Here is a 21,817-nt window from a genome sequence, read left to right on the forward strand (position 1 = left end):
AAAAGGCGGGAGTTTCCCGCCTTTTCATTTGTCTAAACCCTATCGGTACACGATACCGCCATCGGTAAGAATGGCCTGTCCAGTGATGTAATCTGAATCCGCGCTGGAGAGGAACGATACCAGCGAAGCCACATCTTCCGGCGTCTGGGCGCGGCCAAGTGCGATGCCCTCAACATACTTCTTATAGGTTTCTCCCTTTGGTGCGCCGGTCAGTTCTGAGAAGCGTTCGTCGATTTCGACCCACATGTCTGTTCCGACGATCCCAGGGCAATAGGCATTTACGGTGATGCCCGCGCTTGCGTATTCCTTCGCAGCCGCCTGCGTCAGTGCGCGCACGGCAAACTTGGTAGCCGAATAAACACCGAGCATAGCAAAGCCATCATGACCAGCGATCGACGAAGCATTAATGATTTTGCCTTTGTGTCCGCGGGCTTTGAATTTGGCTGCCGCCGCCTGAATGCCCCACAACACGCCTTCAATATTGATTTTCAGGATACGATCAACTTCTTCAGGCATGACATCAGAAATCGGCTGAACCTGCGCGATGCCTGCATTGTTGATGATGACATCAAACCCGCCCAGTTCTTTCTCGGCATAGTCGATTGCAGCATACACCTCATCGCGTTTGCTGACATCGGCGGAGAAGGTCGATGCCTTACGCCCAAGCGCTTCGACTTCCTTCTTAACTGCTTCAAGCTTGTCTGCTTTCAGGTCGACCAGTGCAATATCAAAGCCATCTTTGGCGAGACGGAGAGCGATGCCGCGTCCGATACCCTGTGCCGCACCTGTTACCAATGCAACCTTAGCTGTGTTTGACATGATGTGTCCTTTTCTGCTGTTAAGTGGGGGGCGTTTATGCTCTTAACATCGGTATAAACCGCGAAGTTGTCACTGACCGATGACGTTAATAAGACAATTAGAGATAGCTAACACCGGCTTCATTGATCGTGATCAAGTGTTCTCTGATTTGCACTCATACCTTAGATTTAGCTTCTTAATGCCGACGTTAATCTATATACTGGATAAAAAACATCAACTTTTAGGCATGTCATGATCGTCCTCCGTCAATCTCTTGTTCAGAACGTTTTGGGTAAGCCGCACCGTCGTCGTTTTTTGCTTCTTTCAGTAGCAATGTTCTTCGGATTATCATTGCCTATTACTGTTCATGCTAAAGATAAGGGCACGTTGCGGATTGCTCTTGCCACGAGCATCTCCAATCAGGCTGTTGAAATAGCCGTTGCTGAAGCAAAAGAGCAGGGATTGAATGTGGAATTGGTAGAGTTCAGCGACTGGAACACGCCAAACACTGCCGTTGCAGACAAGACAGTCGATGCCAATCTCTTCCAGCATATTCCCTATTTGAATTACACAAATTCGAATACAGGTAATGGACTCGTTACCGTTGCACCGGCTTTCAGCACGCCATTCGGACTTTACTCCAAGAAATATTCAAAGCTTGCGGATCTCCCGGATAACGCCCAGATCGCCTTCTCTGGAGATGTGATCAACACAGGACGCTCTTTGCTTCTGTTGCAACAGGCAGGTTTTCTGGATCTCAAGCCCGGTAAAGATCAACGCGCCAGCCTTGAAGATGTATTGACCTGGAAGAAGCCACTTAAGATCGTGCAGCTGGATGGTCCGCAGATCGCACGATCATTGGATGATGTGGATGCTGCAGCAACTTACCCAACTTTTGCCAAGCTCGCGGGGCTGGAAGCATCATCAGGGCTGATATTCGAAAATGAACCGATTTATGCGTTTCAATTCGTGACACGTCCTGAATTGCGTGATGATCCTCGCTTGAAGCAATTTATTGAGATTTATCAGAACTCATCTGCAGTGAAAGCTAAGCTCCACGAACTTTATGGTGATATGGTTTCCTTCCCACGTTAGGCGCAGGTAGGACAATAAGCCCGCCATAAAAGCACACAAACGGAACACGCGGATTTTTCATGGTTATTTTGCCAAATAGACCATTGAAGCAATGACGTGGTTCAGTTAGAAACGGCTGGATTGAGGCTTTACGCCTCCCAGCGATGCACCCGTAGCTCAGCTGGATAGAGTGCTGCCCTCCGAAGGCAGAGGTCACAGGTTCGAATCCTGTCGGGTGCGCCATAAAATCAATGACTTATAATTGCTTCTGCCACTGCTCACAGGTTCAGCTAAACCTAAAATTTTGAGGTAGATGTAACCCGCAACATCATATGGCACTGACCGGGATAGTCCGGGATTAAATGGGATTTCGCGATTTAGATCGGAAAAACCCCGGAGAACCGGGGCTTTCATGAAATCTTAAAGCCACCTGAACAGAAATCGTGGCGCAAGATCAAATGGCAAGCGGAGCCTTTAACACCCTAATCAAATTGAACGCCCGAACCACATTACACGACCAGCGATGTGAAGGTCTGGGACTTCATCCAGTGGCACATCTTCAGGTGCGTGACGGTCGTTGTCTGAAATAAGAATCAACGAACCGTCGCGCTTAAGATTAATCCGCTTCACCAGAACATTTCCGCCATATACGACAATGTAGATCGCATTATCCCGAACCGTTGTAATTGAGGTATCCACCAGCAGAATGTCGCTGTCGCGGATTGTCGGTTCCATCGAGTCGCCTTTGGCAGTGAGAACGCGCGCCTTCGATGGATTAATGTGCCTTGATTTAAGCCAGTCTTGCTGAAAAGCCAGCAATTCCACAGTGTCTTCGTGGATGGTAATAGCGCCGCTCCCGGCTGACGCGCGAACATCCAGTCGCTGAATATAGGCGAAATCGCCAACAATATGACCGTTGTGCTTCACAGTATCCCCGCTAAAAACCCTGTCCATCAGAGCTTTGTCCTTTGGACCGCGACCGGAAACTAGCCATACAAGATTAACATTTGCTGCATCGGCGATCACTAAGGCCTTCTCAGCGCTTGGGAACTTACCTTTAAAATATCCCCGCATCGTAGCCTCAGGCACTTCGCAGCGTCTCGCGAATGCGTTGACTGATTCTGGCCCTACAGCTTCGCGCATTCTCGCGGCAAACGCTTCATCGTTCCCATCCATACTCAAGCCACCCAAGTCTGACCAGCGGTCAGAGTCCCATAAAGCAAACGAACAATTCAACAAGTCATTGATTATGCGTAAGATTTCGCGAATTCGCGATAATCTGCTCACTCAATAAACTCTGACCGTGGGAATTCGCGAATATAACTTGCTATATGCGCGAATTCCTGCGAATATCCGTTGCGACACTGTTTCAACACTTACACCCACGCCAGCCGACCTCTTGCACAGGTCAGAAAACAGGGAGCAACCATGACCACCACGAAAAAGTGGGATCGTACCGCCATCAAGCGAGAGCTACTACGCCAGAACAAAACTCTGACAGGTATCGCCCGCGATGCTGGCCTGTACGAAAGCGCATGCCGCCAAGGCATGATTGGAGCAAGTCGGCCAGGCGCTGAAGCGTTAGCAAAAGCACTCGGCGTTCCGTTCCGCGTCATGTTCCCAGAGGACATGTACACACGCGGTCGTCATGACAGCTCGGATACTAGCAGCAACAAGAGTTGCAACGGAAGGGCAAAAAGCCTCCCGCGCGCTGACGATACACAGACTGCCGCGTAGGCATTCCGTCAGCCCTTTTCCTTTTTCCTGACATTCCATTGAGATCAATATGAAGCACGACATAATTTCCACCGCGCTCATTGACGTATCCGCCGATTACAAAAAGGTGCCAGAAGACGCTGCTCGCGCCATCGCCGACAGCATCGCACAGATCGGTCAGCGTCAACCTATTGAAGTTATCGCTACAAAGACTGACCGATTCCAGCTTGTGTTTGGTGCGAAGCGACTTGCAGCTTGTAAACTGCTTTCCCGCGATGTCATGGTCATCGTTCGCGAGCCAGATGAATTTAGGGACGAGGCGGAAACACGCCTTGTAGGCATTGCTGAGAATTTTTATCGGCACGATCTCACGGCGTTGGAACGCAGCGTCGATGTTGCAGATTGGTGCACGATTTGGCGAACGGCACACCCAACAAAGCGGGGACCAAAGGCGAAGGCCGAATTAAGTACCAACTTGGTACTTAATTCTGACGACGACATTCTTGAGACCAGCAATGAGTTTTCATTGAGTTTCTCCGAGGCAGCGCAGCGATTCCTGAAGATCAACCGAAACGAGGTTTTCCGTTCCTTCAAGATCGCCGGTATTTCCGCAGATTTGCGCGACCGCATCGCAATCCACCCACCGCTTGCAGACAACCAGCAAGCGCTGATCTCCATTGCAGGTGAACCTTATGAACGTGCCGCCCGCGTTGTGGACCTAATCCTCGACGGCAAGGCACATACCTTCCTTGAGGCTATCGCAATCATCGACGAACTGCCGCACGTCAATGAACCTGCGACGTGGGAAAAAGTCGCCGACCGCTTTGCACGTCTCAAGCCAAACGATCAGGACGCGTTTTTCAGACTTCATGAAGCTGCTGTCCTTCGTTGGGTCGCAGAACGTAAGGCTGCACACTAATGAGCAAGCGCCGCGATCCTCTCACAAAGGACCTTTTCGAGTGGACGCCGCCACAGGTGGCAATCCGCTACGAAGAAGGCGTGACCGGTCGCGGCTCGCTCGACAATCAGATCGCACGTCTTGTGTCACGCGCTCTCCGAGATGCGCGTGACGATAACAAGGGGCGAACGGAAATTGCAGCTCAGATGTCCAAATATCTCGGGCGTTCGATTTCATCCACCATGCTCGACAAGTGGGCATCAGAAGCAAGTGACGAGCACCGCATTCCGCTCGACGCATTCATAGCTCTGGTCGATGCGACTGATGCGCGCGAACTGCTCGGCTTTGTGCCTGGCATGTTCGGGCTGACAGTCATTGAAACCGAATATGCCGATCTTATCGAAGACAGGCTTCTTGAAGATCACATCGAAGAATTACAGGCGCGACGGCAGATGCTGTCGGCGCAGCGAAAAAAGGCACGTCGATGAACGAGCTATCACGCACCACACCTCATGATATTGCTCGGCCGCTTGAGTGGCTGACGGCAAAGCAGATCGCTTCGGAAAAGCTGCCAGAACTGCCACATTCGGAAAGCGGTATGATCCGTCACGCGAAACGTCACAATTGGAGTTCTTATCCATCGTTGTGTCGTGGTCGCGCCGATGTTGGTGGCGGTCTGCAATTCAATTATCGTATTTTGCCAAAGCTCGCGCAGATCACCTACGTGCAGCGGTATATGATTACGGGTCGCATCGAACCGCTTCCACAGCCTATCGAACCGGATAATCATACATCCATCTCGTTGACCGATCGCGCACAGCGGGAACGTGATGCCCGTCTGGCTGTCGTTGCCGCCTTTGAACTATTCTCAAAGGGGCTTTCAATCAGCGTTCAAGGCGCGATGTTCATCTTCTGCGATCGTTACAATATCGGCATGATCCAAGTGGATGCATGGGTCAAAGAACTTCTGCCACGTCTTTCGCAACGTTCAGTTTTTCGCTGGCGATCATTGAAGGCCAAGGGGGCAAAGGACGATCTTGCGGTCGACCGTTCGGCGGCGCGCAAAGGTAAAGGCTTGCTTGAAACTGCGAACAGCGGCGAAGTTCGTGCGTTTGTTCTGGCATGGATTGCAGCCAATCCACATCTCACCGCCGATATTATTCGCGGTTATTGCGAAGATCATTTCGGTGCGGAGCTTATCGACCGCAATGGCGAAATGAAGCCGATGCCAGCTGAGCGGACTTTTCAGCTCTTCATCTCTTCGCTGAAAACTGAAGAGAAGGTCGTCCTCACCAAAATCACTGACCCCGACAAGTTCCGTTCGACGATGAAGCTGTCAGGCACTGGAACGTTGCGCCACATCGACGAACCGAATGCGCTCTGGATGATCGATGCTTCGCCGGTCGATGCTCTTTGTGTGGATGGTCGTTACTCGATGTATGCTTGCATCGATATTGCCACGCGCCGCCTCGTTATCACACTTTCCAAGACACCACGCGCCTCCGCCGTTGCATTGTTGCTACGCAAGTCGATCCTGCAGATGGGTGCAGCGCAGGTCATCAAGACTGATAACGGTTCCGATTTTGTTGCTATCGCCACGAAACGCCTCTTCGACAATCTCGACATCACAGCCGATGTTTCGGATGCTTATAGCCCGGAACAGAAAGGCCATGTTGAGCGCGTCATCAAGACGTTTCAGCATGAAGTGTGTCCGCAGCTTCCCGGCTATATCGGCCATTCGGTTGCTGACCGTAAGGCCATCGAAGGTCGCAAGAGCTTTGCTCAACGTCTTGGCGCCGACGAACACGAACTATTTGAAGTCAGCCTTACAGCAGCGCAGTTGCAGCAGCACATCGATGACTGGCTTGAATATGTCTACAACGAGCGCAGCCATGGCGGATTGAAAGGGCGTTCACCCAACGAAGTTGCCGCCGCTTCTGTCACTGCGATCCGCCGCGTCGATGAACGCGCACTCGACACCTTGTTGATGCCGGTTGCCGGAAAGAACGGCAAGCGCGTCATGTCCAAACAAGGCATTAAAGACAACCATATGCATTACGTTTCCGGCTCCATCATGGTCGGTACGGAAGTGTTTTGCCGCCGCGATCCGCTCGATATGGGCAAGCTTTATGTGTTCTCGCTCGATGGCGGCGAGTTCCTTGATGTTGCGATCTGTCCAGAATTGGCAGGCATCAATCCGCAAGAGTTCATCAAGGCTCAGAAGGATATTGCATCTGGGCTGATCCGTGACCGCGTCAAGGACATCAATGCCGATATACGTGAGCTGAAGAAAGGCCCATCCGGTATTGAGCGCACCATCCGTCTTGCGAAACGTAAGGCTGCGGAAAAGGCCGGTCAGACCGCAAACGTCATCCAGATGCCAAAGCGCGAAGAGCAACATTCGACACCCGCTATTTCGGCGGCAGTTGATGCGGTCACACTTCCACAGGCTGGCATCCAGCCTAAGCCGCTCAATGAAAAAGCGGCAGAGCTGCATGAGGCAATCAAGCGCGAGGCTGAAGAGCGCAAGGCATCCAAGGTCGTGAGCATCGATCCGAATGCGGGTCTGAGCGCCACTGCCATTCGCTTCAAGTGGGCAATGGACCTCGAAACCAAGATCGCTGCAGGCGTGGAACTCGACGCTGACACTGCGGCGCAGTTGGTCCGCTTCCAAGCCACGGCGGCATACCGAACCATAAAAGACACAGCAAAGGATTTTGGAATTGAGCAGGCTCTGAAGATCGCCCGCTAAAAATAAAACCCCGTTGGAGCGGGGTTCTAATGAAAATTTCTATCCAGCGAGGAAGAAAATGACTGGTACCGAACAAATTGTCAATGGTGGTGATACTGCACCGATCAAGAATGTGGCTGCTTGCCTCAACCTGGTGCGGTCATTGCAGAACCGTCATCCATTGCAGCCAAACCTTGGCGTGTTCGCCGGGTTCTCTGGTTACGGCAAAAGCGTGGCTGCGCTTTATGCCATGAACAAGACACAAGCCGCCTATGTGGAAGTTTCAGACACATGGACGAAAAAGAAGCTGCTCACCTCCATATTGTCTGAACTCGGCCATCCAGATGCGAAAGGCACTCTTTCCGATTTAGAAGATGAGATCATCGGCCTTTTGGCTCGCGATCCTAAGCGCCCGCTCATAATCGATGAGTCCGACAAACTTGTCGATCGACACATGATTGAGCTTGTTCGCATGATTGCCAAGAAGAGCAATGTGCCGGTTCTTTTGATTGGCGAAGAACTATTTCCGAAGAAGCTGGAGCGTGTTGATCGGTTTCGCGATCTGGTTCTTGAATGGGGATACGCGCAGCCTTGCGATCTGGAAGATACGCGCACTCTGGCTCGCACCTTCTGCCGTCACATTGACGTCAAGGATGACTTACTTGACCAGGCACGTCAGGAAGGTGATGGCCGCGTCCGGCGTATCTGCAACACCCTTCATTCAATTGCCAACACCGCCGATGAACTCGGCCTGAAGGAAATCCGCCTTGCTGAGTATCAAGGGCATGGCGCGGGCTACTTCTGCACCGGCGCTGTTCCGTCACGCAACACTCGGAGGGCCGCTTAATGTCAATTGCTCTCAAGATCAGCGTAGACAAGAACAAGTCACCGATGCGCGGTATCGACCATTATTGGTCCGTGATTATGGATCACGAAATGCGCGGTATGACCTTCACCGTGCCAGATATTCGGGCATTCTCAAAATTCGCTCATCGAGATGACATATCGGACTTTGTGCGCCGATTGGAAAAGGCGGGCATCATTGAGCGTGTTGGTACAAAGCCCGGTTCGCGCATAGTGATATTTCGTGTCATTGAGCGCCAGAACACAACACCGAAAGTTCGCAGAGATGGCACCGTTATTGAGGGTGTCAGCAAAAACCGCGCCATGTGGAATTTCATGCGGACCACAGCCGGTGCGCAGAGTTTCACCGCGCATGATATTGTTGCATGGGCTTCGACCGACGAAACCTTGATCAACATCGATGCAGCTAAGTCTTACATCGCGTTTCTCGCAAAGGCTGGCTATCTGATCGAGATGGTAAAAGGTACGCCCGGAAAGCTTGGCATCTGGCGTCTGGCACCGCATATGAACAGCGGCCCTCTGCCACCGATGGTTTTGCGCACAAAAGTCGTTTTCGATCAAAACCGTCATGAGATCGTCGGGCCGGTTGTCACCGAAGAGGTGCAACCATGATCGCCGCGAAACTCACGAACATCGATAAGGCCCGTGCTGCCTGGAATGGTGAAATTCCAGATTGGATCGTGATCCTTGCAGAAGCTTGCGATCGTGAAAGTCAGTCAGCAATTGCGCGTAAAGTTGGTTATTCGGCTTCTGCAGTCAGCCAGGTTCTCTCCAACACCTATCAGAATGGTGTCTACGGCGTCGATGGTCGCTGTAACGCCGGTTATGGGCTCTGGCAGTTGATCTACAAGTCCAAGCTACCTTTGACGGCAGAAAACTATGCAGCGGCTCGCGCTGCCATGACCTCCATTCGCAAGCGCAACGGTGAAATCATTTCGATCAATCCGCGCAAGCTGCTCGTTCCGTCCTCTCTGGAAGGTGCCGCCCGCAAGCTGCTCATCAACGAGCTGGGCGCGAATGGCGAAAGCAACGAGTGGAAGGGTACGGCGGAGCCGGTTGTGATCCCGCTGCTCGGCTAATCAAGCCACTCCCTGATTACCGCCCGCACCGACAGCGGGCGGCGCATACCGGACGAACCTTGTGACTGCATTAACCCGGAGTTTTACAATGAGAAAATTGGGTCTCTTCTTCAGTAGCTTGTGCGCAATGGCGGCGGTTCTCGCCTTCACAGCGATTGCACCAGCATCGGTTGCTGAAATCCCACTCTATGAAAAGATCGTCTCAAATCCCGTCGATTTCTATTTCAGCCAACCAGATGCACTGATCGCGTCACCCGCCATCATTGCTGTTGTGTCCAAGGATATGAGCCTTCAATCCGCGTCGAACCACGCATTCATTGCCATGTTGCGACCAGCTGACGTGTCTGTCCTTGCCAAGTCGAAAACGATGGACGTGCGCTTACCTCTTCCAGTTCCCCGATCGCATTTGAACGAATGATCAATCGATAAGAACTGAAAAGCACTCCCGCCATAACGGGCGGGAGGGTTTCTCAAAACGGCCTTGAGACCCTTTTGAAAAGCCCTGAAACAAGTGGAGCACGATAATGGCGAAAGCTGCCAAAGCCACCGAAACGAACAAGACAGTGCCAGCCGCTGAAGTGGTTGGCGGACCATTGCCTAATCAGAATGATGCCAATCAGAGCGGCACGACTGCAAGCAATGATGCGAATTCAACCAATGCCTCCCAGGCGACTGCTTCAACTGTCGTAGCTGGTGATCTGACCAGTGCCGACATTGAAGAGATGATTGCGGCCTCTGTCCAGGTTGCGAAAGAAGCTGGTTGGGATTTTGTCGCTGCAGCAGTCGAAGCCTTTGCCGCTAAACACGGCAAACTTGGATGCAACGGAATTCGCATCACAGCCAAGGTTGAAGGCATCCGCCGTGGCGGTCGCCGTCACAACGGCACCAATGAATATCCAGTTCATGAATTTGAGCCACTGCAGCTCAACCAGATTTTGGGTGATCCCGACCTGGTCGCTGAGCTGATCGAACTCGAAGAGTAATACCGGGCCGCCGCTGAGACAGGCCAGACCCGGAAGCCGTCGCGGCAGGCGGCTTCCACCTTAAACCGGAGATCAGTTCTTGTACGCAACCGTCGCAAATATGGTCGAGCGTTTCGGCAACACGGAAATGGTCCGGCTCTCGATGCCGGAAGACCGTGAGACCGAAACGCTTGATCCAGCCAAGATTGAGGTTGCTTTGGCAGATGCCACAGCCCTGATCGACGGCTATTTGCGTGGTCGTTACAAGGTGCCGCTCTCGGAAGTACCGAAAGACATTGTTCGCGCTGCCTGCGTTCTTTCGCGTTATGACCTTGCGAAAGGCGAGCGCATTGAGCCGACCGAGCAGATGCGCCTGGAGCGCAAGGAAGTTATCACCTGGCTTGAAAATATAGCCAAAGGTTTGATCTCGATCGAGGCTGCGTCCGCTGGATCATTCGGCAAATCGAATGGCCCGCGCTTTTCTGGTCGCCCTGCAACGTTCTCCGATGAATCATTGAAGGGCTGGTGAGATGGCTAACCTTGAACTGACCAAGGCTCCGATCCGCGTCATGGAAGCCGCTATTATCGACAGGCTACGACTGGCCTTTCCCGCACAGAAGTTCCAAATTCAACGGGTTCCGGCAGTCTTGACGGTCAAGGAATTTGAACAGGTTGTTCGTATGCGCCCGTTCATTGGTCTTGCATGGATGGGTATGCAGCCTGACCGTGATCATGGACGGCTGCTTTCGGGTGTAGCGAATTGGCGTTTGGTTCTCGTCGTGAAGGCTTCGAATGGCCTTGATACCCGCTTCAAAGGCGATCGGTTTGATATCGGCCTTGATGCGATGATCGACGTATCGAGCGTTCTTCTGAGCGGCTGTACCTTGTCGGATATCGGCACATGCACGGTGACACGCGCAGAAGCTGTCTATGCTGACGGCTGGGCCGATGACGCCACAGTGCTTGCACAGGTCGATTTCGATGTGCGCTTCACATCCCCATTGTCCGCCTTCCAGATCAAGACGCTCGACGATCTGAAATCCATGGGCGTCACCTGGATCACGAACGGCGACGAAGAATCTCCAATCTCTCAAACCATCACACCCGAGGAAAGCCATGCTTGAGAAGAAGCTGAAGTGTGCCGAGGGCCGCAACGTGCCGATGGAAGATGGCCGCGACTGGCCTGAAGGCGGCATTACCGTTCCGGTCACTCATTATATACGCCGCCGTATTGCGGATGGCGATCTGGTCGAAGTCGAAACCAAAGGCTCAACCGCGCCAAGTGTTCCGGCTTCCGAAACCGTCACTGACGAAAAGGCCAGCAAGGCCAAGACTGGAGACAAGTAATCATGGCCGATTTTACCTTTGATCAGATCCCGACCGATTGGCGTTCGCCTGGCACCTATCTTGAGGTGAAGCCGAATTACCGCAATGTCGGCATCTTCGATTATCCGGTGCAGAACCTTATCATTGGCGCGAAGCTTGCCACTGGAACGCTTGCGCCTGGTTCGATTGTTGAAGTGGTGCGCGGTTCCGAAGGTCAGGCATTGTTTGGCATCGGCTCGATCGGCGCTGAACAGGTGGCGGCATTCCGTAAGGCCAATAAAACGCAGCCACTCTTTGTTATGGCTCTGCCCGATGAAGCGGATGCTGTAAAAGCAACCGGCACCATCACATTCACCGGCACAGTGTCGTCGGCTCTCGTTCTGCGCTTCAAGATTGCCGGTCAGCAGGTACGATTCACAGCGCAGCCAACGTCCACGATCGCACAGCTTGCGTCCGCTCTTGCCGCAGCCATAACGGAAAACGCCACGCTGCCGGTAACTGCAGCGTCTGCAGCCGGTATTGTCACCGTTACGAGCCGCCATAAGGGCGAGGTCGGCAACGACATTGATCTGCGTGTCGATGTCGAAGCGCAGCCGCTTCCAGCCAGCTTGAATGTTGTCGTTGGCGCTATGGCTGGTGGATCGGGCAATCCTGATCTCACACCTGCGCTCGATGTGATTGCGAATACCTGGTACACGGCAATCCAGCATCCGTTCAGCGACGCCACCAATATGGGCGTGTTTGCCGAGTTCCTGACGGAGCGCTTTACGGCTATGTCGAAACTTGATGCGCATGGTTATGTCGGCAAGCGCGGCACGTTTGGCGATCTCGGCACATGGGGCCAACTGACCAATTGTCCATTCCTGACCGTTGTCGGCCTCAAGGCTTCGCCAACCAGCTCATGGTCGATCTCAGCGGCAGTCATGGGGCTTGCAAGCTTCCATCTTGCTAATGATCCGGCTCGCCAGTTGCGCTCGCTCGTTGTGCCAGGCGTTGAAGCGCCAGCAGCTGCGGACCAGTTTATCGAGACCGAACGCGATCTGCTTTTACGCCGGGGCGTTTCGACATTTGAAAGCCTGTCAGATGGTGCCGTCACGATCTCGCGTTTGATCACGACATACAGGAAATCAAATCTCGACGTCGATGATGATGCATGGCTCGACATCATGGTGCCAGCCGTCCTGTCACGCATTCGCTATGACTGGCAGTCGTATGTCTCGCTGCTCTATCCCCGCGCCAAACTCACCGATGATGAGGATGCTGCGGCCTTTGCCAGCAACGTATCAGATGATGACGTTGTCGGTTCGTCGGTTGTTACGCCGCGCCGCATGCATGCGTCCTGGGCGGGTCGCAGCCGTCGCTATGCAAACCTCGTCTGGATCGAGCGTGTCGAGGAAACCATCAAGCAGAGTGTGTTCAAGCGCAACTCCAGCGACAAGGACCGGCTCGATAGCCGTCAGGAAATCAGGATCGTCGGCAATCTGATGGTGCTGGCTGGCTCACTGGAATTCCAGGTTTAACGGTAAGGAAAGCAGATCATGCAGGTACTTGGCATTGTAGACATCGTCTGGCGGGGGCGAAATATCCCCGTCGAGAAGGGTGCAAAAATCAAGGTCGGCGGCATTAAGAACAATGCCGTTACCTATGGGCGTGGTGTGTCCCGCGCTCAGGAGTTTGAAGGTTCGGAAGTCACTGCGACTACCCATCTCGAAAAAGGTCAACGCTATGGCAGCTTGTGGACTGCAGAAGAAGGCGAACTGCAGGTCGTTTGCGATACCGGCCAGACCTACATCATCGCCGACGCATTCTTGACCGACATCCCGGAAATTACTGGCGGCGAAGGCGGCAAAATCGAACTCAAATGGGCGGGCAGCGCTCCTGAAGAGGTGCTTTAATGGGCACGAAACAAGTCGTTGATCTCGACATGACAGACACTGATCAGGTCAACAAGTCGATTGTTGTTGATGAAAGTGCACCGTTGGCTCTCACTGGCGCCACCGCTGATGTTGTCGAAGACATTGCTGAAAGCGATCGTCTGCCAGACAACGCTGTTCAGAATGCGGACGGTAGCGTGACGCTCACGCTGTTTTATCCGCAGACGCTCACCGTCAAAAAGGGCGATAAGGTTCGTGAAGAAAATTACGAGCATCTTACCTTCCACCGCCTGAATGGTGCAGATCAACGTGCAATCGCCGCCGCAAGCGACAGCATGCTTAATGTTGTTGCGTTCTCGCGTTCCACCCGGATCAGTCAGGCCATCATGAATGTGCTTTTTGACAAGATGGATGCTGCCGACATCTCAGCAGGCGCTCAGGTGTTTAGCCATTTTTTGGGCAGTGGCCGGAAGACTGGCAAGTAATCCTCGGCGGGATCGCCGATGGAACGGGCTTCTCTGCCGCTGAAATCGACATGATGGACGCGGCAACTGCCACCTTCTGGTGGAATAGCATTATGGCTTTTCGCGAAGCCGTCTCAAAGAAAGATTAGATCATGGCAAACCGCTCTATGGCGCTTGATGTTCTGGTCAGGCTTCGCGATCAGCTCTCCAGGCCAATGCGCAGCCTGACAAATAACCTTCAGAAACTGACCGGCTTTGCGCGTCGTATCGGGATTCTCGGTACGGCGATCGCAGCTATTTCGTTTATGGGTCCTGTTAACGAAGCCGCCGCTTTCCAGCAACAGCTGCTCGATATTGCAGGAACCGCCGAACTATCAGGCAAGGCAGCGTTTGAATTCGTCGGCAAGGCCAAGGCCGAATATGAAGAGCTGGCCTTTGCTGTAGGCCAAACCTCAGACATTATCGCAGCTGGTGCCGGTCAGATGATCGCCGCTGGCGTTGATCGCAGCCTAATCGATGCAACGATTAGCGACATCGGACGTGCTGCAACTGCCGCAAATGCGCAGTTCTCAGACATGGCAAGTGTTGGCACCTCCATGCTCAACACCCTCAAACTTCCCGCCGATCAGATGCGCGACAGCCTTGGTGCGCTTGTGATCGCCGGTAAGGAAGGGTCGTTCGAGTTGAAGGACATGGCGCAGCATTTCCCGCGCCTGACTTCTCAGGTTGCAAAGTTTGGCGTGAAGGGACGTGAGGCCGTCGATTTCCTTGGTTCCGCTCTGCAGATCGCGATGAAAGGCACATCCGATCCGTCGATTGCCGCGAACAATCTTTCAAACTTCCTGTCGAAAGCCTTGTCAGAACGCACCATTAAGAACTTCTCTGGCATGGGCGTGGACATTCAGGCCGTCATGCTGGACGCCGCCTCCAAGGGCATCAATCCGTTGGAAGCAATGCTGCAGAAGGTCGGCAAGCTCACCGGCGTTGGCGAAAAGGAAATCGGTAAATACATGAAGGCCGCTAAGAAAAACGGCCTCGAAGGTGCTGAAGCGCTGGCCTATGTGCGCGAGCAGCTCGAAGCGATCGGCGCGGCCAGTAAGGTTTCTGAGCTGTTCTCTGATCAGCAGGTGCTAGATTTTATCGTGCCGTTCATGGCGAACGTGCAGGAATATAAAGACATCAAGGAAAAGGTTGCAGCCGCAACAGGTGCCGCCATCGATGCCGACTTTGATACACAGATGCAGGGCATGAACCGGCAGCTGACCATCCTGAATGAAATCGGCACTCAGTCTATCCGTGAAGTCGGCTTCGCCTTTGGCGAGTGGCTACCGTTGATCAATTCCTGGCTGATGGCTGGCATCAAATGGATACGTGAGTTTGACCAGTCGACAGGTGGCTGGGTGAAGACGCTCATGACCGGCGCTGGCGGTGCAGTTCTATTGGTTGGCGCGCTTGGTGCAATCGGTTTGGTACTTCCAATCATCGGTGCGGGCCTCGGTGCGATCGGTGCTTTGATCGGGGTTATCTTCTCGCCGCTCGGCCTTATCATCGGACTTCTGGCCGGTGCTGGCGTATTGATCGCCAAGAATTGGGATAAGGTCGGACCCAAACTGATGAAGTTCTGGGATGGCCTGAAAGATCGCGCCTCGAAGGCATGGGAAGGCACTAAGCGGGTTTGGGGACAGGCGCAGCCTTATCTGTCTCGTGTCTGGTCGCGTGTGTCTGATGGGGCTCTTCGTGCATGGAACTATGTGGCCGATGCCGCACCGAGAGCATGGTCGCGAGTTTCCGCAGGTGCTCAATCAATCTTCTCTGGCATCAACTTCGACAGCCTGAAAGTGGGTAGTTTGAAGGTGCTTGAAGGCGTGTTTAATGGCCTTCAAACGGCATGGAATGCGCTCAAAGAAATGGGCGCTGGCATGGAAACATCGCTTGCACCGATTGGCGAGAGCTTAAAGCGCACATTCGGCCATATGGGCGACACCTGGAATAACCTGAGAGATATGGGCAGTGCGCTCGGTACGATTGCCAGCAACCTGATGGCAGTTGTCGGCTTTGACACTGGTCGGTTGTCTGGTTTCGCGCGCACCTTGGGTGAATGGTTTGGTCAGCTGCAGCTGCTGAAATTCACCGGCCTTGAAAAAATATGGCAGGGCATTTCTGCTTTGACAAACGGCTTGAAAGAGCTCGCTCAATGGGGTGCAGGAACGGCAGGCATGCCAGATTGGATGGCAATATTTCCTGATTTCGCAGGAAGGGCGGTGAACGTAATTGCTGCCGGGGTAGAAAAGCTTTGGGGCTTTCTCAAAATGCCGATCATGATTCCTAAGCTTGCTTGGGAAGCGCTGGCCAGCGGTTTTGATGCTGTGAAGGAAAAGATCATGAGCGGCATTCAAACCATAATCGATAAGTTACAGTGGCTTGCCAACATTATGAAAGGCCTTTTGACAGGCGGAGCCGTCCAGCCTGGCGGCGCGTTGCCTAATGGTGGAACGTTTGATGGAAGCCGCGAAAGCTCCCAGGATGATTATCTGAAAGGACCGACGATCAATCGTCCAGCACCTGCAAACTCGAACGCTCCTGAAAAGCGCGCGGATGCTGGTTCATCCTCCCGGTTTGCGGCAATCGCTGCACCGCAACAATCGGTCAATGTTGGCGGCGATATCCGCATCAAAGTTGATGGCCCAGGCAAGGTCGTAGCCAGTTCTTCGGACAACAAGGGCGTGGCGCTCTCGACCAATCGCGGTCGCGCTGTTGGCATGGCATAGGGGCAATCAATGATTTTCGATAGTGTTAGCGACATTCTGCCTGGACTTCTTCCAGCTTCATATCGTGGCATTTCCTTCTTCGTACCGGACACCTCGACGCAAGTAGGCCGTCGCGTGGCCGAGCATATGTTTCCCGGCATCGATGTTGCGGCCTATGATGATCTTGGTCTGGCACCTGCGCTCATTCAGTTGGATGGCCTGATTGTCAGTGACAGCTATATTGCCAGCGCCAAAGCTCTCCAGGCGGCATTTGAGACACCGGGACCGGGAACGCTTGTGCATCCGTGGCTTGGACCTATGCAGGTCATTTTGGAAGAGCCTGCGGAAATCTCGTTTGCGGCCTATGAACTTCGCGTCGTTCGTTTCAGTGCCAGTTTCAAACGCTATAACGGCATGGGCCTCCTTGGTTCGATCTCGACCGCATCGACGCTTATCAGTGCGGCACTGACATTTATTTCAATTGCGTCATCACTCATTCGCTCGCCTTCGAGCCGCACAATGTCCCGCCTTCGGACCGACGCCACGCAACGCGTAAGCCGCTCTGTTTTTGGCTATTGGCAATCAAGCGCGGGTCAGGCTTCGAACGTGCTTGCCGCAGCTCTTCCGCAATCATTGCCGGCAACGCCTGATGCGCTGGCAATCGCTGCCGGCAACGTTACCGATTCAATCGTGGCGCTCGTTTCCGATCTTGCCGGAACGCCCGCCGTGGCACCTGCCGCTGAAGCTCAAAGCAACACCATCGTGATTACTGCCAATCAGGCTATCGACATTTGTGCCGCAGCTGGTAGCGTTTTAACGACGCTCGCAGGCGATACAGTTTCGCGCCCAGACACGGTGCTTTTGGCGGGAACCGCAGGCGATGCACTGGCAAAAGCAGCACAACTCGCCGCATATGTGGAATTTGGTTCGCGTTCCGAGGCAAGCAGCTTGCGCGATAGTCTGGTCGGCAAACTGGATGCTTACACCGATCTGCTTTCATCACTTTCAGATTCGAATTTCGCCGCGGAAGTGAGCAGCTCTATTCGCGCCACCCGCGATGTTCGCCTTTGCCTGATAGCTGATATCAATGAGGCCATCGGGCGTTTGCCTGCAACCCGCATCATCGAGACTAATCGTGCCACCGACGCTTTCATGCTGGCTAATCACCTTTATGGTGATGATCCGGCCTCGATCGAGGATGGATATCTTTCAATCATCGAGCGCAACCTCCCGCGTCATCCGGCTTCGATTCCTTCAGGCCGCATTGAGGTAACGGAATAATGGCCCGCGCGATCTGGCTTAAAGTAAACGGTCAGGTGTTTGATCAGTGGACCAACGCCAATGTTACCCGCGATCTCAAAGACCTGAGCGGCTCATTCAGTTTTGAGCTGCGCGATTATAACCGATCGGTTTCGACCTTTGATTTTGCCTCATCAGCTTTGACTGAGTTCTCATTGAAGCCCGGCATGGACGCCGAGGTCTATGTTGAAAACACGCTTGTGCTTAAAGGTTATATTGAGACCGTCGCGCCTGAGATCGATGCGGAGCATGCTGCCGTTTCCATTTCCGGAAAGGACAAGGCAGGCGATCTCGTTGATAGTGCCGCCGCACCTTCAGGGCCGTCTGAGTTCAACAATGTCAAACTTGAGGAAGTCGTCAAGCGGATCGCTGAACCTTTTGGCCTAACGGTTCGTTCAGACATTGACACTGGCGATGCGTTCCCACGATACGGTATTGACCTTTCCGAGACCGGCATCAGCGCAATCGAGAAAGGCGCTCGCCAGCGCCACGCACTTGTCATGTCTGATGGCGTTGGCGGCATTGTTCTGACCAGAACCGGCGCAAACCGCGCACCTGCCGCGTTGTCGCTTCCGGGAAACGTCAAGGCTTCGAACGGGCAGTTCACGCATAAGGACCGGCATTCTAAGGTGATCGTACGCGGGCAGTCAGAGAAAGCAGCAACAGCGCGTGATGATCGAGCAGCGCCACTCACTGGCGGCGGATCGCCGAAAAGCCCGGAAGATCGGCAGGCATCAGATGGTTCTGCAACCGAGCGCGAACGCCGTGGCGTTGTCGCCAGTGGCGAGGCGACCGACGATGAAATCAAGCGCTATCGTCCGGTTGTTCATCTGGCGCGTTCCAAGGCAGACGAAAAAGGCTGCAAGGATGAAGCCGACTGGCGTATGCGTACCAAGCGCGGCGAGAGCGAAGAGATTTCCTATCGGGTTTACGGTTACAGCGAGAACGGCCGTCTTTGGCGTGTCAACGAAACCGTGCCGATTGAGGACAGCTTTCAAGACGTATTCCGCGACATGCTGATTTCGCGTGTAACGTTCCTTTATGGCGAGGAAGGTCGGGAAACCGAGATCGCCGTCACGTCTCCTGAAGCGTTCGATAACAAGCCTGTAAAAGACCGTCGAAAGAACGTTAAAGGCCGCAAGAAGAGTAAGAAAAAGAGCAAGGGCAAGGGATCGAGCGGGCCACTTGATGGCACCGCCTCGGCGTTGTGAGGTCAAGCATGGAAAAAGACACCGCAGATAAAGTCCGGGGCATGGTGCGCCGCGTGGTGCTGAAGAACGTCAATGATGATGGCGAAACGCAAACGGCATCTGTGGAGGTTGCTCCTGGCATTTGGCGCGACAAGGTTGAGATCATGCAGCCTTACGGGCTTGCAACGTCCGCTCCTGAAGACGGTGCAATGGCGATCGCTTTGGCCGTTGGTTCCAACCAGGACGATATTGTCCTCATGCCGGTTTCCAATCCATCGGCACGTATGGGTGGCCTGAAAGCAGGTGAAACTGCTCTTTATAATATGCATGGTGACGGCATCGTCGTCGGTGCTGATGGCAACATCAATGTGAAGGCCGGTGCATCCGTCACGTTTACCGTTAGCGGCGTGACGGTTACTATTTCGGCAGGCGGTGTTGACATCGAGGGCGGCACGATAACCCATGACGGCGTTGTGATCGATAAGACGCACATCCACATTGATGTGGAACCCGGAAGCTCCACAAGCGGCCCACCTCAAGAATAATTCAATTCATGCCCGCCTTGGCGGGCATGTTTGTATTCGCGCGCGCGCGATAGAACCGGGGCATGTTTTACGATGTGGCACTCATATATGACCCGGAAAGCCGCCGCGCTGATCTCGATATCGGCGAGGATGGCGATCTTGTCATTGATGAAACGCCCATCACCGCCGTGCTTTTATCAGTCGGCCTCGACCGCCGTGCCAATCCCGACGATCCTTTGCCTGAGGGCCGCTCTCAGTTTCTGACAGAAGCTGGCTTTGATATGCGCAGAGGGGCAGCAGCTGACGCGCTTGACCCATCCGGCGAGCGTATCGGTTCGCGTTGCTGGCTTCTCGATCGGGCTAAAGCCACCGAAATAACCCGCATGCTCTATCATGGCTGGCTTGAAGAAAGTCTGACATGGGTAGGTCGCGAGCTTCAGACCTCGGCTGAAATCGAGACGGAGTGGTTGGCGCCGCAGACATTAGCCTGGCGCGTCCTGGTCGATGACACGCTCGTTTCTGGTCGGAGGAGCGCATAATGCCTTGGCCCGTCAACTCCGCGAAAACCATTGCCGAACGCATTGCATCTGCGATGGAGTTCAGCATTTCACTCGTCAAGCCGCTTGTCGATCCGCTGGCTATTTCCCGCGCTGTTCGTTCGGCGCGAGGCATGCTGGCCATGATTGGCCGAGCCGTCGCATTGGAAGTGCGCGAGATCCACGATCATGTTGCCTGGTGGGGCCGGATGTATTTCGTGGACACGGCAGAAGATGAGTTTGTCGATCGTCATGCCAATATTTGGGGCATTGTGGCACGACCAGCCACATATGCGGTCGGCAATATTAACATCGAAGGTGCAGCTGGTGCGCCACTGCCCGCTGATCTTGAGATCGCCGGTTCTGATGGCACGATATTCCGCACGACTGCTCTGGCTGTCATTCCGGTCGGCGGCAGCATCATTGTTTCTGCCAAGGCAGTTGCAGCCGGTCCCGTTGGAAATCTTGAAGCTGGTATTCGTCTGCGAACAGTCAATGCTTTTCCTGAAATCAATCGCATCACAGTTGCCGAAGGCGGCTTTGCAGGCGGTGCTGTAGCCGAAACCCCAGCAGAGCTTGCTGCTGCAGTAATGGCCCATATCCGTCAGCGTCCACACGGTGGCGCTGGCTTCGACTATGCTGTCTGGTTGCGCAATGCGTTCCCTGTTCGGGCTGTTAAGCCTTATACCGACTGGATCGGTCGCGGCTCGGTCGGTGTGGTTGTTGCTATGAAGGACGTCTCGTCTGCCCGCGCACCAACACCTGCAGAAATGGCCGAGCAGCTCGAATATCTCGGTGCGCCTGGCTCTTCATCTGGCGTTCGGCCTGTCACCGCCAATGTTGTGATCGTGCCTGCAAAGATGCGTTTGATTCCGATTACAGTGCGCCTTCGTCCTGATGGCGTTGCTACCCGCGCAGCCGTGCAGGAAGCATTCGCCGCATTTATCGCAACCATTGGTGATGACAGCGATGATCAAAACGACAGTCCGATCGGAGCGCTGATCGAGCCATCGCGCATATCGGAAGCTATCTCTGCAGCATCAGGCGAATATGCGCATGATCTGATTTCACCTCTCGCACCGTTCAGATTGGAACGCGACGAATATCCGCTGCCTGGTCTCATCACATTCTTGGACCCGTCATGACCAGACCTCAATCCACCATCCTCGCCAGCCTTATCGGAAAGCTGCCACGCGGCTTCGCCCTTGGTAAACGCGGCGGCGTCCTTGATGCCGTTCTCGACAGCATCGCCAAGGCTCTTGTTCAGGCCGAGGCCGACGCTGAAAAGCTGATGGACGAGATCGATCCACGCACCGCGAATGCGCTGCTGCCTGATTTCGAGCGCGTCTTAGGTCCTGATCCCTGTGGTCGCGACCTTGGCAATCAGACATTAGAACAGCGACAACGCCGCGCACATCAGCGCTGGATTGCAAAAGGCGGCGCGAGCATTCCTTACTTCGTCAAAATGGCCGCAAGTCTTGGCCACACGATCGAGATTGAAGAGTTCTGGCCGTCGAACGCTGGCGTTCTTCTGGCAGGCCAGCCGCTAATTGCCGAAGGCGAGCAGTTCACATGGCGTGTGAAGCTGCAGCTGATCTCGGAGTGGATATTCCGGGCTGGCGTCAACACCGCAGGCCAACCGCTTGGCGGCTTCGAAATCAGTGACATTGAATGCGAGTTGCGGCGGCTGAAGCCCGCGCACACTCAGCTTGTTTTCTCATACGTGGAGAACTGA

At 53.9% G+C, this 21,817-nt stretch carries 25 protein-coding genes and 1 tRNA gene; 24 read left to right on the forward strand and 2 right to left on the reverse strand.

Translation table 11 applies throughout. From position 1 onward, the window contains the following. Positions 1-39: 39 nt before the first annotated feature. On the reverse strand, positions 40-819 hold the full coding sequence (locus OIV19_RS05935) for an acetoin reductase (RefSeq protein ID WP_095446560.1): 780 nt from the start codon (positions 817-819) through the stop codon (positions 40-42). 231 nt (positions 820-1,050) lie between these two features. Here OIV19_RS05935 and OIV19_RS05940 point away from each other — a divergent pair, with 231 nt between their 5' ends. Next, positions 1,051-1,893 carry a MetQ/NlpA family ABC transporter substrate-binding protein gene (locus OIV19_RS05940; RefSeq protein ID WP_264230987.1) on the forward strand — a complete coding sequence of 281 codons (843 nt, stop codon included), beginning with the start codon at positions 1,051-1,053 and terminating at the stop codon, positions 1,891-1,893. 145 nt (positions 1,894-2,038) lie between these two features. Then, a tRNA-Arg gene (locus tag OIV19_RS05945) sits at positions 2,039-2,115 on the forward strand. A 243-nt stretch (positions 2,116-2,358) separates the two neighbouring features. On the opposite strand, the gene OIV19_RS05950 is transcribed toward OIV19_RS05945, so the two are convergent. After that, entirely contained in the window at positions 2,359-2,826 is a 468-nt protein-coding gene (locus tag OIV19_RS05950; RefSeq protein WP_264230988.1) for a S24 family peptidase, read from the reverse strand. Between the two features lie 474 nt (positions 2,827-3,300). Here OIV19_RS05950 and OIV19_RS05955 point away from each other — a divergent pair, with 474 nt between their 5' ends. The 22 genes from OIV19_RS05955 to OIV19_RS06060 all read left to right on the forward strand — a co-directional run bounded on the left by OIV19_RS05955 (position 3,301) and on the right by OIV19_RS06060 (position 21,817). Then, a complete protein-coding gene (locus OIV19_RS05955) occupies positions 3,301-3,609 on the forward strand; it encodes a helix-turn-helix domain-containing protein (RefSeq protein ID WP_264230989.1) in 309 nt (102 codons plus the stop codon). A gap of 49 nt (positions 3,610-3,658) precedes the next feature. Continuing rightward, complete coding sequence (locus OIV19_RS05960; protein WP_264230990.1) at positions 3,659-4,507, forward strand: ParB N-terminal domain-containing protein; 849 nt, start codon at positions 3,659-3,661, stop codon at positions 4,505-4,507. Continuing rightward, positions 4,507-4,974 (forward strand): SppA family protein, encoded by a 468-nt coding sequence (locus OIV19_RS05965; protein WP_264230991.1) that lies wholly within the window; start codon positions 4,507-4,509, stop codon positions 4,972-4,974. Before OIV19_RS05960 ends, OIV19_RS05965 begins: the two co-directional genes overlap by 1 nt. Next, positions 4,971-7,238, forward strand: coding sequence for a TnsB C-terminal domain-containing protein (locus OIV19_RS05970; RefSeq protein WP_264230992.1), 2,268 nt, complete (start codon positions 4,971-4,973; stop codon positions 7,236-7,238). The genes OIV19_RS05965 and OIV19_RS05970 overlap by 4 nt, the downstream gene beginning before the upstream one ends. 58 nt (positions 7,239-7,296) lie before the next feature. Further along, a complete protein-coding gene (locus OIV19_RS05975) occupies positions 7,297-8,064 on the forward strand; it encodes an ATP-binding protein (protein ID WP_264230993.1) in 768 nt (255 codons plus the stop codon). After that, on the forward strand, positions 8,064-8,693 hold the full coding sequence (locus OIV19_RS05980) for a hypothetical protein (protein WP_264230994.1): 630 nt from the start codon (positions 8,064-8,066) through the stop codon (positions 8,691-8,693). The genes OIV19_RS05975 and OIV19_RS05980 overlap by 1 nt, the downstream gene beginning before the upstream one ends. Beyond that, on the forward strand, positions 8,690-9,160 hold the full coding sequence (locus OIV19_RS05985) for a Mu-like prophage major head subunit gpT family protein (protein ID WP_264230995.1): 471 nt from the start codon (positions 8,690-8,692) through the stop codon (positions 9,158-9,160). The genes OIV19_RS05980 and OIV19_RS05985 overlap by 4 nt, the downstream gene beginning before the upstream one ends. A gap of 88 nt (positions 9,161-9,248) precedes the next feature. Further along, on the forward strand, positions 9,249-9,578 hold the full coding sequence (locus OIV19_RS05990; RefSeq protein WP_264230996.1) for a hypothetical protein: 330 nt from the start codon (positions 9,249-9,251) through the stop codon (positions 9,576-9,578). A gap of 106 nt (positions 9,579-9,684) precedes the next feature. Then, positions 9,685-10,143 (forward strand): HI1506-related protein, encoded by a 459-nt coding sequence (locus OIV19_RS05995; RefSeq protein WP_264230997.1) that lies wholly within the window; start codon positions 9,685-9,687, stop codon positions 10,141-10,143. 79 nt (positions 10,144-10,222) lie between these two features. Beyond that, positions 10,223-10,651 carry a DUF1320 domain-containing protein gene (locus OIV19_RS06000; RefSeq protein ID WP_264230998.1) on the forward strand — a complete coding sequence of 143 codons (429 nt, stop codon included), beginning with the start codon at positions 10,223-10,225 and terminating at the stop codon, positions 10,649-10,651. 1 nt (position 10,652) lies between these two features. Beyond that, positions 10,653-11,246: a hypothetical protein gene (locus OIV19_RS06005; RefSeq protein ID WP_264230999.1), complete on the forward strand. Its 594-nt coding sequence runs from the start codon at positions 10,653-10,655 to the stop codon at positions 11,244-11,246. Further along, complete coding sequence (locus tag OIV19_RS06010) at positions 11,239-11,469, forward strand: DUF2635 domain-containing protein (RefSeq protein WP_264231000.1); 231 nt, start codon at positions 11,239-11,241, stop codon at positions 11,467-11,469. Before OIV19_RS06005 ends, OIV19_RS06010 begins: the two co-directional genes overlap by 8 nt. A 2-nt stretch (positions 11,470-11,471) precedes the next feature. Continuing rightward, entirely contained in the window at positions 11,472-12,968 is a 1,497-nt protein-coding gene (locus tag OIV19_RS06015; RefSeq protein WP_264231001.1) for a phage tail protein, read from the forward strand. Between the two features lie 18 nt (positions 12,969-12,986). After that, positions 12,987-13,343, forward strand: a complete 357-nt coding sequence (locus OIV19_RS06020; RefSeq protein WP_264231002.1) for a phage tail tube protein — start codon at positions 12,987-12,989, stop codon at positions 13,341-13,343. Continuing rightward, positions 13,343-13,807, forward strand: coding sequence for a hypothetical protein (locus OIV19_RS06025; protein ID WP_264231003.1), 465 nt, complete (start codon positions 13,343-13,345; stop codon positions 13,805-13,807). Before OIV19_RS06020 ends, OIV19_RS06025 begins: the two co-directional genes overlap by 1 nt. A gap of 131 nt (positions 13,808-13,938) precedes the next feature. After that, entirely contained in the window at positions 13,939-16,554 is a 2,616-nt protein-coding gene (locus tag OIV19_RS06030; protein WP_264231004.1) for a phage tail tape measure protein, read from the forward strand. A 9-nt stretch (positions 16,555-16,563) separates the two neighbouring features. Beyond that, the gene (locus tag OIV19_RS06035) at positions 16,564-17,814 is read left to right on the forward strand and encodes a DNA circularization N-terminal domain-containing protein (RefSeq protein ID WP_264231005.1); all 1,251 of its coding nucleotides are present in this window, start codon (positions 16,564-16,566) and stop codon (positions 17,812-17,814) included. After that, positions 17,814-19,043: a phage baseplate assembly protein gene (locus OIV19_RS06040; RefSeq protein WP_264231006.1), complete on the forward strand. Its 1,230-nt coding sequence runs from the start codon at positions 17,814-17,816 to the stop codon at positions 19,041-19,043. The genes OIV19_RS06035 and OIV19_RS06040 overlap by 1 nt, the downstream gene beginning before the upstream one ends. Before the next feature lie 8 nt (positions 19,044-19,051). Further along, on the forward strand, positions 19,052-19,567 hold the full coding sequence (locus OIV19_RS06045; protein ID WP_264231007.1) for a phage baseplate assembly protein domain-containing protein: 516 nt from the start codon (positions 19,052-19,054) through the stop codon (positions 19,565-19,567). A gap of 62 nt (positions 19,568-19,629) precedes the next feature. Next, on the forward strand, positions 19,630-20,085 hold the full coding sequence (locus OIV19_RS06050) for a phage GP46 family protein (protein ID WP_264231008.1): 456 nt from the start codon (positions 19,630-19,632) through the stop codon (positions 20,083-20,085). Continuing rightward, entirely contained in the window at positions 20,085-21,227 is a 1,143-nt protein-coding gene (locus tag OIV19_RS06055; RefSeq protein ID WP_264231009.1) for a baseplate J/gp47 family protein, read from the forward strand. The genes OIV19_RS06050 and OIV19_RS06055 overlap by 1 nt, the downstream gene beginning before the upstream one ends. After that, entirely contained in the window at positions 21,224-21,817 is a 594-nt protein-coding gene (locus tag OIV19_RS06060; protein WP_264231010.1) for a putative phage tail protein, read from the forward strand. Before OIV19_RS06055 ends, OIV19_RS06060 begins: the two co-directional genes overlap by 4 nt.

This window comes from Brucella sp. HL-2 (assembly GCF_025846885.2).
Lineage (GTDB): Bacteria > Pseudomonadota > Alphaproteobacteria > Rhizobiales > Rhizobiaceae > Brucella > Brucella quorumnocens.

Coding starts and splice junctions, on each gene's coding strand:
- OIV19_RS05935 (WP_095446560.1), bottom strand. CDS start 819: ATGTCAAACACAGCTAAGGTTGCATTGGTAACAGGTGCGGCACAGGGT.
- OIV19_RS05940 (WP_264230987.1), top strand. CDS start 1,051: ATGATCGTCCTCCGTCAATCTCTTGTTCAGAACGTTTTGGGTAAGCCG.
- OIV19_RS05950 (WP_264230988.1), bottom strand. CDS start 2,826: ATGGACAGGGTTTTTAGCGGGGATACTGTGAAGCACAACGGTCATATT.
- OIV19_RS05955 (WP_264230989.1), top strand. CDS start 3,301: ATGACCACCACGAAAAAGTGGGATCGTACCGCCATCAAGCGAGAGCTA.
- OIV19_RS05960 (WP_264230990.1), top strand. CDS start 3,659: ATGAAGCACGACATAATTTCCACCGCGCTCATTGACGTATCCGCCGAT.
- OIV19_RS05965 (WP_264230991.1), top strand. CDS start 4,507: ATGAGCAAGCGCCGCGATCCTCTCACAAAGGACCTTTTCGAGTGGACG.
- OIV19_RS05970 (WP_264230992.1), top strand. CDS start 4,971: ATGAACGAGCTATCACGCACCACACCTCATGATATTGCTCGGCCGCTT.
- OIV19_RS05975 (WP_264230993.1), top strand. CDS start 7,297: ATGACTGGTACCGAACAAATTGTCAATGGTGGTGATACTGCACCGATC.
- OIV19_RS05980 (WP_264230994.1), top strand. CDS start 8,064: ATGTCAATTGCTCTCAAGATCAGCGTAGACAAGAACAAGTCACCGATG.
- OIV19_RS05985 (WP_264230995.1), top strand. CDS start 8,690: ATGATCGCCGCGAAACTCACGAACATCGATAAGGCCCGTGCTGCCTGG.
- OIV19_RS05990 (WP_264230996.1), top strand. CDS start 9,249: ATGAGAAAATTGGGTCTCTTCTTCAGTAGCTTGTGCGCAATGGCGGCG.
- OIV19_RS05995 (WP_264230997.1), top strand. CDS start 9,685: ATGGCGAAAGCTGCCAAAGCCACCGAAACGAACAAGACAGTGCCAGCC.
- OIV19_RS06005 (WP_264230999.1), top strand. CDS start 10,653: ATGGCTAACCTTGAACTGACCAAGGCTCCGATCCGCGTCATGGAAGCC.
- OIV19_RS06010 (WP_264231000.1), top strand. CDS start 11,239: ATGCTTGAGAAGAAGCTGAAGTGTGCCGAGGGCCGCAACGTGCCGATG.
- OIV19_RS06015 (WP_264231001.1), top strand. CDS start 11,472: ATGGCCGATTTTACCTTTGATCAGATCCCGACCGATTGGCGTTCGCCT.
- OIV19_RS06020 (WP_264231002.1), top strand. CDS start 12,987: ATGCAGGTACTTGGCATTGTAGACATCGTCTGGCGGGGGCGAAATATC.
- OIV19_RS06025 (WP_264231003.1), top strand. CDS start 13,343: ATGGGCACGAAACAAGTCGTTGATCTCGACATGACAGACACTGATCAG.
- OIV19_RS06030 (WP_264231004.1), top strand. CDS start 13,939: ATGGCAAACCGCTCTATGGCGCTTGATGTTCTGGTCAGGCTTCGCGAT.
- OIV19_RS06035 (WP_264231005.1), top strand. CDS start 16,564: ATGATTTTCGATAGTGTTAGCGACATTCTGCCTGGACTTCTTCCAGCT.
- OIV19_RS06040 (WP_264231006.1), top strand. CDS start 17,814: ATGGCCCGCGCGATCTGGCTTAAAGTAAACGGTCAGGTGTTTGATCAG.
- OIV19_RS06045 (WP_264231007.1), top strand. CDS start 19,052: ATGGAAAAAGACACCGCAGATAAAGTCCGGGGCATGGTGCGCCGCGTG.
- OIV19_RS06050 (WP_264231008.1), top strand. CDS start 19,630: ATGTTTTACGATGTGGCACTCATATATGACCCGGAAAGCCGCCGCGCT.
- OIV19_RS06055 (WP_264231009.1), top strand. CDS start 20,085: ATGCCTTGGCCCGTCAACTCCGCGAAAACCATTGCCGAACGCATTGCA.
- OIV19_RS06060 (WP_264231010.1), top strand. CDS start 21,224: ATGACCAGACCTCAATCCACCATCCTCGCCAGCCTTATCGGAAAGCTG.